At 52.5% G+C, this 13,758-nt stretch carries 13 protein-coding genes; all 13 read left to right on the top strand.

What is annotated here, in order from left to right:
• Positions 1–3 precede the first annotated feature (3 nt).
• Positions 4–879 (top strand): DUF58 domain-containing protein, encoded by an 876-nt coding sequence (locus tag H6507_04830; GenBank protein ID MCB9368414.1) that lies wholly within the window; start codon positions 4–6, stop codon positions 877–879.
• Positions 876–1,766, top strand: coding sequence for a hypothetical protein (locus H6507_04825; protein MCB9368413.1), 891 nt, complete (start codon positions 876–878; stop codon positions 1,764–1,766). Before H6507_04830 ends, H6507_04825 begins: the two co-directional genes overlap by 4 nt.
• Positions 1,763–2,746, top strand: coding sequence for a VWA domain-containing protein (locus H6507_04820; protein MCB9368412.1), 984 nt, complete (start codon positions 1,763–1,765; stop codon positions 2,744–2,746). Before H6507_04825 ends, H6507_04820 begins: the two co-directional genes overlap by 4 nt.
• Positions 2,743–3,789: a VWA domain-containing protein gene (locus H6507_04815; GenBank protein ID MCB9368411.1), complete on the top strand. Its 1,047-nt coding sequence runs from the start codon at positions 2,743–2,745 to the stop codon at positions 3,787–3,789. Before H6507_04820 ends, H6507_04815 begins: the two co-directional genes overlap by 4 nt.
• Entirely contained in the window at positions 3,786–4,580 is a 795-nt protein-coding gene (locus H6507_04810; protein ID MCB9368410.1) for a tetratricopeptide repeat protein, read from the top strand. The genes H6507_04815 and H6507_04810 overlap by 4 nt, the downstream gene beginning before the upstream one ends.
• Complete coding sequence (locus H6507_04805; GenBank protein ID MCB9368409.1) at positions 4,577–6,343, top strand: protein BatD; 1,767 nt, start codon at positions 4,577–4,579, stop codon at positions 6,341–6,343. The genes H6507_04810 and H6507_04805 overlap by 4 nt, the downstream gene beginning before the upstream one ends.
• On the top strand, positions 6,340–7,074 hold the full coding sequence (locus tag H6507_04800; protein ID MCB9368408.1) for a tetratricopeptide repeat protein: 735 nt from the start codon (positions 6,340–6,342) through the stop codon (positions 7,072–7,074). Before H6507_04805 ends, H6507_04800 begins: the two co-directional genes overlap by 4 nt.
• Entirely contained in the window at positions 7,055–7,648 is a 594-nt protein-coding gene (locus H6507_04795; protein ID MCB9368407.1) for an SPOR domain-containing protein, read from the top strand. The genes H6507_04800 and H6507_04795 overlap by 20 nt, the downstream gene beginning before the upstream one ends.
• A gap of 83 nt (positions 7,649–7,731) precedes the next feature.
• A complete protein-coding gene (locus H6507_04790) occupies positions 7,732–8,775 on the top strand; it encodes a glycosyltransferase family 2 protein (GenBank protein ID MCB9368406.1) in 1,044 nt (347 codons plus the stop codon).
• Positions 8,772–11,699, top strand: coding sequence for a DUF2723 domain-containing protein (locus H6507_04785; protein MCB9368405.1), 2,928 nt, complete (start codon positions 8,772–8,774; stop codon positions 11,697–11,699). The genes H6507_04790 and H6507_04785 overlap by 4 nt, the downstream gene beginning before the upstream one ends.
• Positions 11,700–11,749: 50 nt before the next feature.
• Complete coding sequence (locus H6507_04780) at positions 11,750–12,493, top strand: hypothetical protein (GenBank protein ID MCB9368404.1); 744 nt, start codon at positions 11,750–11,752, stop codon at positions 12,491–12,493.
• 92 nt (positions 12,494–12,585) lie between these two features.
• Complete coding sequence (purE, locus tag H6507_04775) at positions 12,586–13,047, top strand: 5-(carboxyamino)imidazole ribonucleotide mutase (GenBank protein ID MCB9368403.1); 462 nt, start codon at positions 12,586–12,588, stop codon at positions 13,045–13,047.
• A complete protein-coding gene (locus tag H6507_04770) occupies positions 13,044–13,757 on the top strand; it encodes a polyprenol monophosphomannose synthase (protein ID MCB9368402.1) in 714 nt (237 codons plus the stop codon). Before purE ends, H6507_04770 begins: the two co-directional genes overlap by 4 nt.
• The last annotated feature ends 1 nt before the right edge of the window (position 13,758 follow it).

Below are 13,758 nucleotides of genomic sequence, written 5' to 3'. Positions count from 1 at the left end.
GTGATTGACACACGAGAAATCGTCCGCAAAGTCCGGCAAATTGAGATCAAGACTCGCGGACTCGTGAATGAAATCATGTCCGGTGAGTACCACGCGGTATTCAAAGGCCGCGGCATGAATTTCTCCGAAGTACGCGAGTATCAGATCGGCGACGACGTGCGCACGATCGACTGGAACGTTTCTGCCCGCACCGGACGTCCGCACGTCAAACTGTTTGAAGAAGAGCGCGAACTCGTCGTCATGCTGATGGTCGACGTTTCCAGTTCGTCGATGTTCGGTTCGGGACGCGCTCTCAAAATGGAAATCGCTGCCGAGCTTGCCGCGGTTCTGGCCTTCTCGGCCATTAAGAACAACGACAAGGTCGGCTTGCTGCTGTTTACCGACAGGGTCGAAAAATTTGTAGCGCCCCGCAAGGGACGCCCGCACATTCTGCGTATTTTGCGCGAGCTGATCACCTTCGAGCCCAAACGCAGCGGCACAAGTCTGAACGTTGCGCTCGAATACATGCTTAACGTCGTCAAAAAGCGCGCGATCGTCTTTCTGATTTCAGACTTTATTGACGAAGAATATGTTCGACCGTTGAGAGTCTGCGCGCGCAAACACGACTTGCTTGCTTTGCATCTGGTCGATCCGCGCGAATTTGTTTGGCCCGATGCCGGTCTTGTTAAACTGCATGATGCCGAATCAGGCAAGTCGATGTGGATCGACAGCTCAAGCAAAGACGGCAAACGCGCGCTCTTTGGCGAGTACAGACGTTGGCAGGATGGTGTCAAGCAATTGATGCAGCGATCCGGTGCGGACTACGTGCCTGTTACCGTGACGGAAGATTATGTCCGCAGTTTGGTCACGATGTTTAAGCGGCGCGAAGCCAGACGATGATGCGCGCACGGTCTATTTGCATTGCACTGCTCGCCATCTTCGGCGCTGCGTTTGCGGTCGACACTGTTCGAATCGGCGATCCTATCGGCTACACCGTTAGAATTCCGGTTGCGGACAGCGTGTTAGTGATCGAACCTGACGACGTTCCGGTGCGAGTCTTGCCGTTTGACTTCAAACGAGAAATGTCCGGCAATAACTTCGAGTTTTATGCCGCGGTTTATGACACCGGTACGGTTGAGATTCCTGCTCTTCCGGTCTTGATATTTGACAAAGGACAAGTGACGGACACGGTTTGGACTGAACCGCGTGAAGTCGCGATTGAGTCCGTGCTTCCCGATACGGCAAGTACTCCTTTGCCAAATAAGCCCTACGAAGACCACCCGTTGCGTTTTGCCGATATTGCGCGCGAGTATTGGCCATGGGCTTTGGCGGCAGCGATCCTCGCCGGATTGGTTTACGCGTGGGTTCGTTATCGTAAGCGTCCCAAGAAAGGTGAAGAACCACCGCCACCGCCTCCGTTGCCGCCCGCCGAGCTTGCCGTGCGTCAACTGATCGCGCTTAAGGAAAAAAAATATCCCGAGCGCGGCATGTTGAAAGAGCAATACAGTGAGTTCTCCGAGATACTGCGCCGCTATGTCGAGGGCCGCTTTGAGTTCCCTGCCCTTGAAATGACAACTTACGAACTTGCGGCCGAACTGAAACGTGAAAACATTCCCTCTTGCCTGCGTGAAGAGCTATTGCCTGTGCTTCGTGAATCAGACCTCGTAAAATTTGCCAAGCAGATTCCCGCACTCGCGCAGTCGGAAGCAATTGTCGACCTCGGATTTTCAATTGTAGATCGCACAAAACCGAGTTTGGAAGTCCGCAAAGAGGAGCAAGCCGTATGAGTTTTGCTCACCCTGAGTTCTTCTGGCTTTTCCTTTTGATTCCCGGGATGGCGTATGTCTACTTCTTCCGGGAAAACAACAGGCTTTCGGATTTCAGGTTTCCTACGATTGAACATGTCAAAACTCTTTCGAAGAGTGCGCGTGTCCGTTTGCGGCATATTCCCTTCGTCTTTCGCGTGGTCGGTCTTTCGCTATTGATCGTCGCATTGGCCCGCCCGCAGAGTTTTGACAGCGAAAGCAAACGCTCTATCGAAGGCATCGATATTGTTTTGTGTATCGACATTTCCACTTCGATGGCCGCAGAAGACCTGAAACCGAACCGGCTTGAAGCGGCCAAGAAAGTCGCGGCTGATTTTGTCGAAAAGCGCGAACACGACCGTATTGCTGTGGTTCCGTTTGCTGCGGAGAGCTTCACTCAAGTTCCGCTCACGACCGACCATGCCGTTGTGTTGAGTCTCTTGAGCAAGATTCAGATGAAAATGGTCGAGGACGGCACTGCAATAGGTATGGCATTGGCCACGGCGGCAAACCGCTTGCGCGAGTCGGACGCAAAATCAAAAGTGGTAATCTTGCTGACTGACGGACAAAACAACCGGGGTGAAATTGACCCCGTCACCGCCGCACAGGCGGCGCAAGCATTGGGTGTACGAATTTATGCCATCGGTGTGGGAACGCGCGGTTTGGCCCCCTATCCCGTTGAGTCCGTATTTGGCAAACGCTATCAAAACGTGCAAGTCAATATTGACGAAGATATGCTCAAAGAGATTGCAAATCTGACTGGTGGACGGTACTACCGGGCCACGGACGATGCCAGTCTCGCGCACATATACGACGAAATTGACCGCCTCGAACGTACCAAAATTCAGGTCGAAGAATACAAAGAAACCGCCGAACTCTTCGCACCGTGGCTCGCTTCCGCGCTTATCTGTCTCGCGCTTGAAGCATTGTTGGGTTTAACTTGGTTCAGGAAACTCCCGTGATACGTTTCGAGCATCCTGAACTGTTGTGGCTCCTGCTGCTCATACCGGTGGTTGCGTTGGCGTGGGTCTTCTTGATCTACCGGGGGAGCAAACTCGCCGCGTTGATTGTTCCGGCTCCGCTGCTGAACCGCGTCGCCTATGGTCAAAGCAGTTGGCGCAAGTGGACGCGCATGGGAATATGGTTGTTCGCCGCAACTCTCTTGATTGTGGCGGTCGCGCGCCCGCAAGTCGGCACCCGGCTTGAAGAAGTCAAGCGTGAAGGCGTTGACGTGTTGATTGCCGTAGACGTTTCCTCGAGTATGCTGTGCGAAGATTACGCTCCTTCAAGACTTGAAAGCGCAAAATTCGCCATCCAAAAATTCGTGAACGGACTAAAAGGCGACCGTGTTGGCATGATTGCCTTTGCCGGTAGTGCCGTCTATCATTGTCCGCTGACCACGGATTACAGCGCAGTCAAGCTGCTGAACCGTGTTCTAAATACCTCGATAGTCCCCGAACCGGGCACGGCTGTCGCCGATGCAATTCGTATGGCAACTCAGGCCTTTAGCGAAAACGAAGACACTAAGAGCAAAGTTCTGATCATCATCACGGACGGCGAGGACCACGAAGAAGACGCGATTACCGCGGCTGCCGAAGCACACGAAAAGGGCGTAACAATCTACACGATTGGAATGGGTACGCCCAGCGGAGCTCCAATTCCGCAATTCGATGCCGCCGGTCGAAAACTCGGCTACAAGAAAGACGCGCAAGGTCAAGTCATCGTCACTCAACTGAACGAAGAACGTATGATGGAGATTGCCGACGCGGGAGGTGGTAAATACCAGCGCGCGACCCCCGGTGGGAAAGAACTGGATTTGATTTGGAGTGATTTGAGCAAGATGGAGCAAACGGAATTCGGACAAATGCAGTTTACGGGATTCGAAGACCGCTACATGAACTTGGTCTTTCCTGCACTCCTGCTGCTTATCCTCGAATTCCTGATCGGTGAACGGTCTGGACAGTTCGCGGGCTTCGGGGCGGACACACGGAGGAAACTCACGTGAAATTATTTGTCGTTTTCCTTGTCTTGTCCGTGATCGCTTGTAATTCTTTTGCAGGATTGCCCTCAACGGACGTTCGCAAAGGCAACAAGGCCGCTCAGAACGGTCAATTCGATCAAGCACAGTACAATTACGTGAAAGCTCTTGAAGACAAAGCGGACACCTCGATTGTCATGTACAATCTCGGAAACGCCATGTACGACGCCGGCGAATATGAGCGCGCTATGAAACTCTATATGGGCGCGTTGGACAGTACCCGCACAAAAGAGCAATTGAGCGATGCCTTCTACAATATGGGCAACGCCGGCGTAAAAGCGCAGAAATTCGATCAAGCGATCGCCGCGTACATTGAGGCTCTTCGTCAGAACCCTGAAGATCTTGACGCAAAGAAAAATCTTGAACTTGCTCTGCGTATGAAGCAACAGCAGCAGCAACAACAGCAACAGCAGCAAGATCAGGACCAGAACCAAGATCAACAACAGAATCAAGATCAGCAAAAGCAGGACCAGCAGAATCAGCAGCAGGACCAGCAACAAGATCAGAAACAAGATCAGCAGGAGCAGCAACAGCAGCAGCCTGATTCAACTCAACAACAGCAACAGCAACAAGAACAAAATCAGGAGCAGCAAGGCGATTCGATGCAGCAGCAACAGGCCCGGCCTCAGCCGCAACAGATGTCGAAAGAGGAAGCCGAGCAGCTTCTAAACGCGCTCCTTCAGGACGAGCAAAATACGCTGGAAAAGGTCCGCCAAGCCAAAATCGCGCAGCGAAAGAAACGGGAGAAGGACTGGTGACACGAGCGCTGTTCGTAATTGCTTTGCTCGCACAGCTTGCTTTCGCCCAAGTTCAGTTTACGGCGACGGCCAACAGAACCTCTGCGCGAGTCGGCGAGACCATTGAAGTAACCTTTGCGCTCACTGGCGCGGCTATTGGTGTTCCCACGCCACAACCCAACGATTTCACTAATCTCGACTTGGTTGGCGGCCCGTCCACTTCCACGCAAACATCCATTGTGAACGGTCGTGCTTCGTCTCAAAAGAGTTTTACTTACTATTTTAAGACAAAAGCGCCCGGTAGTGCGTCAATCGGCCCCGTTCAAGTAAGTTATAAGGGTCGGAACTATACGACGTCGCCGATACAAATCGTGGTCTCAAATGAGTCAAGCAATTCAAGCGGCAAGCGAGACGAAGTCTTTATTCAGGTGACGCCGGACAAGCGCGAAGCCTTTGTCGGCGAACAGATTGTTCTGACCTACAAACTCTATTTTTCAACGTCCGTTTACGCTCCTGAGTTCAAGGAACTCCCCAAATCAACGGGATTCTGGACTGAAGAGTTCGACATGCCGTCACAGCTTGTCCCGCGTGACGAGGTTGTCGACGGCCAAAGTTACAAATCTGTCGTGATTCGCAAGGTCGCTTTGTTCGCGACGACCGCCGGAGAACTGACGGTCGATCCGTTGGTCGCACAAATCCAGGTTGAACGACGAAATGCCAACCGGAGACGTGTGAATGATCCGTTTAATGATCCGTTCTTTGGATTTGGAACACGACGCGAGTCAATTGAAGTTACGTGTCGTTCGCTCAAGCTGAAGATTGATCCCTTGCCGGAGACGAACAGGCCGCAAGGCGATGTTGCCGTTGGAAAGTACAGTCTTTCGGCACGTCTGGACAAACGTGACTGCGAGACGAACGATGCCGTAACTTTGACCGTACTCGTGCGAGGTTCGGGAAACATCAAGACGATTCCCAAACCGGTCGTTGCGCTGCCGCCTGACTTTGAGGCTTTTGATCCGAAAACCTCCGAGTCAATCAAGCGCGGTCCGGACAATATTACGGGTGCAAAGACCTTTGAGATCGTGTTGATTCCCCGAGCTCCCGGAACACAGACAATCCCCGAAATTTCCTTGCCCGTTTTTGATCCCGTCGCTCAGCGCTATGATGAGCTCAAGGCGGGCCCGCTTACTCTAAATGTCACGCGGGGATCTTCCCGTGCATCCGATGGTTCCCTTCCCGTAGCGAGCAAACGTGAAGTCCAAACGGTTGGGCAAGATATTTCGTATGTCAAGCCCGGACTCGGAGAACTTGTTCCATTCAATCGGTTGCCCCACCAATCCACTACGTTCTGGTTTGGACTTGGCACTCCGTGGATTCTTCTTGCCGGTGTGATGTTCGCCGTCAGACGACAAGTTCAAGCGGGACAGACCCTGTCGGCTCGCCGCCGCCGCATTCTTAAAAAAGCACGCGCGACTCTAAGCATGGCTGAAAAAGCTAACTCCGAGAACAAGCCCGAGCAAGTATCGAGCTCGCTAATCGAAGTTGCACAGCTCGTGGCCGCTGAATGGACCGGAATCTACAGCCCAACAGCGACGTGGCAAGACAAACAAACAGAGTGGGATGCACAAGGACTTTCCCAAGAGCATTGGCAGACATTGACGACAGCGAATCAACTTGCGGAAGTGAGCCGGTTCGCCGGGGGCAGACTTTCGCAAAGTGACTTGAAAGACGTAATGGTCAATCTTCAGAGCGTTTTGCGCGAGCTTGAAGGGGGTGCGGCATGATCCGTTTCGTCGTCGCGCTCCTCGTTTCTTGCTTTGCCGCATTCGCTAATCCCGCGTTCGATGCGGGAATGCAGGCATATAACCAAAGCCAATGGCAAGAAGCCATATCCCAATGGAACTCTATCACTGCTTCAGGTCTTACGAGCCCGGTGCTCGAGTATAATCTCGGGAACGCGTATTTCCGCGCGGGAGATATTGAGCATTCTATCCTGCACTACGAACGAGCCCTCAAGCTAAATCCAAAAGACGAGGATGCGCGCAAGAACCTTTTGCTTGCCAATCGTGCGATTGTCGACCAGATTCCGCAAGCTCCGAAACTTGGAATCTGGCAGTATCTTGACAAACTGCGCGACGCATTTCCCGTACGTGAAACAGGAAGGTTGTTGATTCTCCTCAATGCACTTCTTGCCGTCGCCGTCGGCGTCATGCTCTATTCGAGCGGCAGGCTCCGAGATGTTGCGACACGTTTCGCGATTCTATTTGGAATTGGCGCGCTCTTCTTCTTCACGCTTTACAGTTGGCGCGCTTCCGCCGATTCGCGGATCGCGGCCATCGTTATGGTCGAGAAGTGCGACATCTTCTCAAGTCCGAGTGACAACTCCACGCAACTCTTTTCTCTCCATTCCGGTACGAAAGTACACGTCGGCGAAATCTTGTCGGAGTGGACTGAAATCCAACTGGCCGACGGCCGCAAAGGCTGGATTCCCAATGATGACATCGAACACATTTAGGGTTGTAACGTATCCAATACTCCTTGCACTTGTTCTCTTGACGTTCCTTGGCTGCGCGGTTCTGAAACCTTCCCGAAAATCTTCCGACTCAAGCCTTAAAACTGACTCCCTGAAAGAAAGAGAGTTGCCGGTCGATCCGTGGTCACTCGGACCGGATGTGTTTGCACAAGGTATGGGGGACAGTGTGGTGGTGATCGAAGAAACCTTTCATGTCGACTTATCCCAGCCCGAGTCGCTTCACACCATCTCCGGCGATAAGTCTCAGCAGACTCTCACCGATACGTTCACCGCTGCCGCAAGCCACGTGGCTCTGAGCCCGGCTTCCGAGCCACTGCTTCCCGATACCGTTTTCACGGTTCAGTTGGGGACCTTTCTCGAAAAGGATCGCGCCCAGGCTCTCTACGACCGCGCTTCCGAGTCTCTTGGTATCGCTGGTCGCATTGAAGCAGACTGGCCATTCTACAGATTGCAATTCGGACAATATGCCGAACGGACATCTGCCGATTCCTTGCACCGAATAGCTATGTCCCGAGGCTTCTACGATGCCCGCGTCCTGAAAATTCCCTCCCGCTGACGAACATTTTCTTGCCCTGTCGTCAGCTTGACATTCCTTCGGATATTCCTTATTTTTTTACATTTCCCGCCAAATGGGGGCCGATGACCCCGCGCCCACTGGTTTCTATTATCATCCTGAATTTTAACGGGTTAAGATTCCTGCCGCGTTGCTTACAAAGCCTCGCGGCCACTGAATATAGTCCGTACGAAATCATCGTGGCCGACAATGGCTCTTCTGACGGAAGTCTAGCCTACCTCCGCGAACATTTTCCCACTGTCAAAATTATCGAGTTTCAAGACAACTGGGGCTACAGCGGAGCATACAACCGGGCCATTCCCCAAGCTGACGGAAAGTACTGTGTTCTTTTGAATTTCGATGTCGAAGTCGAGCCGAATTGGCTCACACAAGCTATCGAAATGATGGAAGATGACCCCCTAATTGCGGCGGCGCAGCCCAAGCTCAAGCAATATCAAGATCACACAAAATTCGAGTACTCCGGCGGATCCGGCGGATTCTTGGATGCTTATGGCTTTCCGTTTGTGCGCGGAAGACTTTTTGATCAAACTGAGCCGGACGTCGGCCAGTACGATGACTCCTGCGAGATTTTCTGGGCTACCGGAGCCGCGCTAATCGTTCGAAAAGAGACCTACTTGTCGGCAGGGGGGCTCGACGAGGATTTCTTCATGCACATGGAAGAGCTTGACCTCTGCTGGAGGCTCTGGCTCACCGGCCACAAAATCGTAGCCGCTCCCGGAGGAACCGTCTATCATTGGGCCGGGGCTGCCTTGTCTGCAGCGAGAATTCGCAAAATGTACCTGAATCACAGGAACAGTCTTGCGATGCTCATCAAGAACTACAGCATTGGCAATCTATTCAAGCGGATGCCTGTCCGGATCTTTCTGGATTGGGTGGCGTTGCTGGTGTCCCCGTTGAAAAAAGAACCCAAACGGTCGCTCGCGATTCTGTGGGCACATGCTTCGGTTCTGTTGAGCTTACCCCGCACATGGTCCAAACGACGTAAGGTTCAAGCCATGCGCACAGTCAAAGACGACGAATTGAATCACGTGATTCTTCCGTTTAGCATCGTTTCCCGTTACTATTTGAAAAAGCAAACTACCTTCAGTCAACTAAAGACGCGCCTGTGAGATTTGACACTAAGTGGTGGTTTGCCGCCGCTGTTTTCGCGATTTCGCTTGTGGTTTATTCTTTGACCATGGCGGAATCTGTTTCCTTCTGGGATTGCGGCGAATTCGCTGCGTGTTCGTACACTTTGTCCGTCCCGCATCCCCCGGGATCTCCGCTCTTCCTTTTGGTCGGACGGATTTTTTCCATGATCCCGATTTCGCCGGACATTGCCGTTCGCGTGACCTGGATGTCCGTGCTCTCGAGCGCTTTTGCGATTCTCTTGGCCTTCTTGATTATCGTTCGTATGATCAGAATGTACCGAGGCCGTGAAGAGTCTGAAATTGACAAGCTCATCGTTTACGGCGGCGCGTTCATCGGTTCGCTTTCATTGGCTTTCTCCTATTCGATGTGGTTTAATGCCGTCGAGTCGGAAGTTTATGCCATGAGCCAGCTTCTGACCCACCTTGTGGTCTGGCTGATTTTGGTCTGGTACGAAAAAGCCGATGAACCCGGCAACGAACGTTGGCTCCTGTTGATTGGCTACGTCATCGGACTTGCCACCGGCGTTCACTTGCTGATGATCCTTGCTATCCCTGCGTTGGCACTGGTTATCTACTTCCGCCGTCGCGAATTCGAGCTAAAGAGCTTTGCCGCGCTAATCATCGGTACCGGTATTGTCTTTATTATGGTCTATCCGGGCGTCGTCAAGTGGCTCCCGGCAATGGCCAGCAAGTTTGGAAGTTTGGCCGCACCGTTTATCTTGGTAATTGTGCTCGCCGGAGTTTTCTGGTGGGCGGCTTCAAACCGTCACGGTGTTATCGGAACCGCAGTAGCCGGCTTGTTGCTCGTGATCATTGGGTATTCGGCCTACACGATGATTTACATCCGATCCGGCTTGAATCCCCCGATCGACGAGAACGATCCGGAAACTCCGTCCGCCTTCCTGAGCTACCTCAACCGTGAGCAATACGGTGACCGCGCGATGTTCCCCCGCATGTGGAAAGGTAACCCTGCCTATTCAAGCGAGTGGGACTACTTCTGGGATTACCAGATTAACAAGATGTTCAACCGTTACCTGCTTTGGCAGTTCGTGGGCCGCGATGGGGCTCCGGAGGCTGAATATCAGGATGCGGGCGTTGCGCCGACGTACTCAATAGTTGGATTACTTACGGCCAATCCGACTGGAATCTTGCGCTGGCTCGCAATCTTGACGTGTGCGCCTTTACTACTGGGATTTTGGGGTTTCTTCCATCAGTACAGCCGGGATCGAACAGGTTGGTTGATCACCGCGACTATTTTCTTCATGATGGGGTATGCGATTATTCTTTACCTCAATCAGGACGATCCCCAACCTCGTGAACGTGATTATTCCTACGTCGGTGCGTTCTTTGCCTTTGCTATGTGGATCGGTTTCGGTGCCAGTGCGGCCCTGGATTGGATTTCCAGCAAGGCCAAGGAATCGAAGGGCGTGGTTGCCGGAGCACTGGCAATTTTGATCATTCTCACACCGGGAATGCTGCTGGCTCGCAACTACACCATGAATGACCGTTCCGGCAACGATGTGGCATGGGATTACAGCTACAATATGCTTATGTCTTGTGCCCCGAACGGAATCATCTTTACCAACGGCGATAACGATACTTTCCCAGTCTGGTATCTGCAGGAAGTGGAAGGAGTCCGCAAGGACGTGCGACTGGTCAACCTCAGTTTGCTCAACACGGGCTGGTACATAAAGCAGCTCCGTGACCGCGAGCCGAAGGTGCCGTTGTCCTTCAACGATGCCTATATCGACACCTATGTGGACGGACAAGATGCGCGAGCGATTTTGTCCCGCTACTGGCCTGCCGACAAGCACAAGATCGAACTGAATACGCCCGAAGGTAGAATGTCGTGGGACGTGCCCGGTGCGGTGTACATTCCCTACAAGCAGGGCGAGCCGCGTGATCCGAACTTCCTGCGAGTTCAAGATCAAATGATCCTTGACATTCTGCGCACGAACTACGATCGTTCGAAAACGCCGACGCCAAAGTCTATCTATTTTGCGGTCACCGTGGCCAATTCAAACATGGTCGGTTTGCGTGATTTCTTGACCATGGAAGGCTTGGTCTTCAAGATCACGCCCGGCGGTTCGCTCGGAATCGACGCCGAAATGATCAAGAAGAATATCTTTGAGAACTTCGCAGGTCATTTCCGCGGTATCAATGACCCCGGCGTACATTTTGACGACAACGTCTCCAAACTGCTGCAAAACTATCGTTCGATGTTCCTGCAGCTTGCCTACTATTACCGTTCACAGCCGGATGCACCGGGTTTCCAACCTCAGTCCTATTCGACGCTGGACGAACAGTGGGCTAACTTCGACAAGTTGTCGAACCGTGACAAAGCGCTGACGTTGATGCGCAAAATGGACCAACTGATTCCTGAAGAGATTCGTCCGATTTCGAACGTCGAGCTCTCTTTGCAGATCGGCCGCATGTTCAGCGATCTGGGAGACAACGACGAACTCAAAAAGAGACTTGATTGGGCCGAGCAGCGTACCGATGTTTCCGTCGATGCCAAATTGAGAATCGCGGCAACCTATGCCGGTCAAATGAAAGACACGGTAAGGGCCAGTCAGATTATCAAGTCGGCAATCGGCGAAACCCCGACCGCGGAACAGCTTTACACGGCCGGTACGACTATGTACCAGTCCGAGGCCTACGGACAGGCTGCCGAGTACTTCGAACGGATCATGGAAATGGATCCGAGAAACGGTCAGGCAATCGGCGGACTGCTGCAATGCTACGACCGTCTCGGCCAAACGGCAAAGTCCGTCGCGCTCTTGGAAAATTGGGTCGCGATGACTCCTAATGACATCAATGCGAAACGCAGACTGGAAGATCTGCGCGGTCGCCTTGCGGTCAAGGATTCGAATAACGCTGATACAACAGCGTCAAATAACTAAGAAACTACTATCCTTCCTTTTTTAGCAACCTTGGAATTCGGAGGCAGAGAATGAACCGACTAATGGGACTTTTGTGCATCGCTGTACTGCTGACACTGTCGGTCTCGACGGCAAGCTTCGCTTACGATAGCCCGCGTAAGTATGGCGTTCAATTTGGTGGCGGCTATGGTATCTATGATATGGGTGACGTGACTCTCGGCAGGGACTACCTGTTGGGTCTTCGTTCTGGCAACTCGGCTACAACGTCTGACGGCGGCGCGATGGGAAACATTGCAATTATCTATCGTCCTGCACGTCATCAAATGTGGGAAATCGGCTATAATCCGTTGTTCGACGTGGAAAATCTCGTCGATAACGCTTCCGGCGATTCCAGCGGCCAAATCCTCATGCACGCCAATGAGTTCTATGCGAAAGCAACGGTCGTAACCTATCCGTCAGAGAAGTTGAACCTGAACTTCGGTGTGGGCCTCGCGTACTACAACACCGAACTGCAAGTTCAAGATGATTTTACTCGCCGCTATTACTACGACGCAACCGGCCGTTCGTTTGGTTTGATCGGTTCACTCGGTCTCGAGTTCATGATCAGTGAACAGACCGGTTTGTATCTCGGCGGCGGCGGACGTTGGACGAACTCCAATAACTTCAGCTACGAGTCCTCGCCCGGCGTGCGCTCTTCCGTAAGCGTTCTCGGAGGAAGCCGTCCCATGGAAGTCAATCTTTCCGGAGGCTACGCGCAACTCGGTCTCCGTCTCTATTTCGACAAAGTAACGAAGCCGATTGATTTTAGTCGCTGATTCTACACGTAATTTGCTCAAGAAACTGACCATCCTGGCCAATAGGCAGGGTGGTCTTTTTCCTAATTAGACAGGGAGTTCCTTTCTAACATATGGCAACGGACATTCTCATCCTTTTGGGTTCCGATAGTGACAAAGACCAGTTTGCCGATACCGCAAAGTACGCGGAATATTTCGGCTTAACGTGGTCGCTCGAAGTTATTTCCGCGCACCGCAATCCCGACAAGTTGGTCGAGAGACTAAAGCAAGCTGAATCCGAAGGCACTGAAGTGCTTATCGCTTGCGCCGGCATGGCCGCGCACTTGGCCGGCGCGTGCGCCGCGCATTCTATCTTGCCGGTCATTGGTGTTCCCGGAGCGGGTTCAACTCTCGGCGGACTTGATGCCCTTTTGTCCACCGTTCAAATGCCGGCCGGTGTTCCGGTCGCGACGGTTGCTATCGGCAAAGCGGGCGCGCGCAATGCGGTAATCTTGGCAGCACAAATTATTTCCCGCAAACGCACTGAGATTCAAGACAAACTTCGCGCATTCAAAAAGGCGGGAGCCCGCCTGTGAAAGCATTGGTCATCATTCCGACCTACAACGAAAAGGAAGGAATTGAAGCCATCATTCGTGCCGTACTGGATCAGAAGATCGGCGTCGACGTCTTGATTGTGGATGACAATTCGCCGGACGGCACGGGACAAATTGTAAAGAACTTGCAAGAGTCCGAACCCAATCTGCACCTTCTCGAACGCGCCGGAAAACTTGGACTCGGCACCGCCTACGTTGCTGGATTCAAATATGCCATCGAAAACGGCTATGACGCCGTCTTCGAAATGGATGCGGACTTCTCGCACGACCCATTGATGCTTCCGAAGTTTCTCGAACAGATTGAGTCGCATGACTTCGTGCTCGGTTCGAGGTACGTTAATGGAATTTCAGTAGTCAACTGGCCGTTGTCGAGACTGATGCTGAGTTACTTCGCGTCGTACTACACACGCTTCATCACCGGAATGCCGATCAAAGATCCCACCGGCGGTTTTAAGTGTTTCCGCACGTCGACTTTGAAGGCTATTGATTTGGACCAAGTCCGTTCGAACGGCTACAGTTTCCAAATCGAGATGAACTTCAAGGCATGGAAAAAGGGCTTCAAGTTCGTCGAAATTCCGATTATTTTCGTCGATCGCCGCGCCGGGCATTCAAAAATGTCCAAGGCGATTATCCGGGAAGCCGTGTGGATGGTTTGGAAACTTCGTTTTAAGTCGCTCTTCGGCCGCCTGTAAA

Source organism: Calditrichota bacterium, assembly GCA_020637445.1.
GTDB lineage: Bacteria > Electryoneota > RPQS01 > RPQS01 > RPQS01 > JABWCQ01.
The sequence above is the reverse complement of the archived record's forward strand: the minus strand, read 5'-3'. Positions and strand labels throughout refer to the sequence as shown.

Bases quoted from the DNA above. Each gene is read 5' to 3' on its own strand.
- H6507_04825 (MCB9368413.1), top strand. From the start codon at position 876: ATGATGCGCGCACGGTCTATTTGCATTGCACTGCTCGCCATCTTCGGC.
- H6507_04790 (MCB9368406.1), top strand. From the start codon at position 7,732: ATGACCCCGCGCCCACTGGTTTCTATTATCATCCTGAATTTTAACGGG.
- H6507_04820 (MCB9368412.1), top strand. From the start codon at position 1,763: ATGAGTTTTGCTCACCCTGAGTTCTTCTGGCTTTTCCTTTTGATTCCC.
- purE (MCB9368403.1), top strand. From the start codon at position 12,586: ATGGCAACGGACATTCTCATCCTTTTGGGTTCCGATAGTGACAAAGAC.
- H6507_04800 (MCB9368408.1), top strand. From the start codon at position 6,340: ATGATCCGTTTCGTCGTCGCGCTCCTCGTTTCTTGCTTTGCCGCATTC.
- H6507_04780 (MCB9368404.1), top strand. From the start codon at position 11,750: ATGAACCGACTAATGGGACTTTTGTGCATCGCTGTACTGCTGACACTG.
- H6507_04795 (MCB9368407.1), top strand. From the start codon at position 7,055: ATGACATCGAACACATTTAGGGTTGTAACGTATCCAATACTCCTTGCA.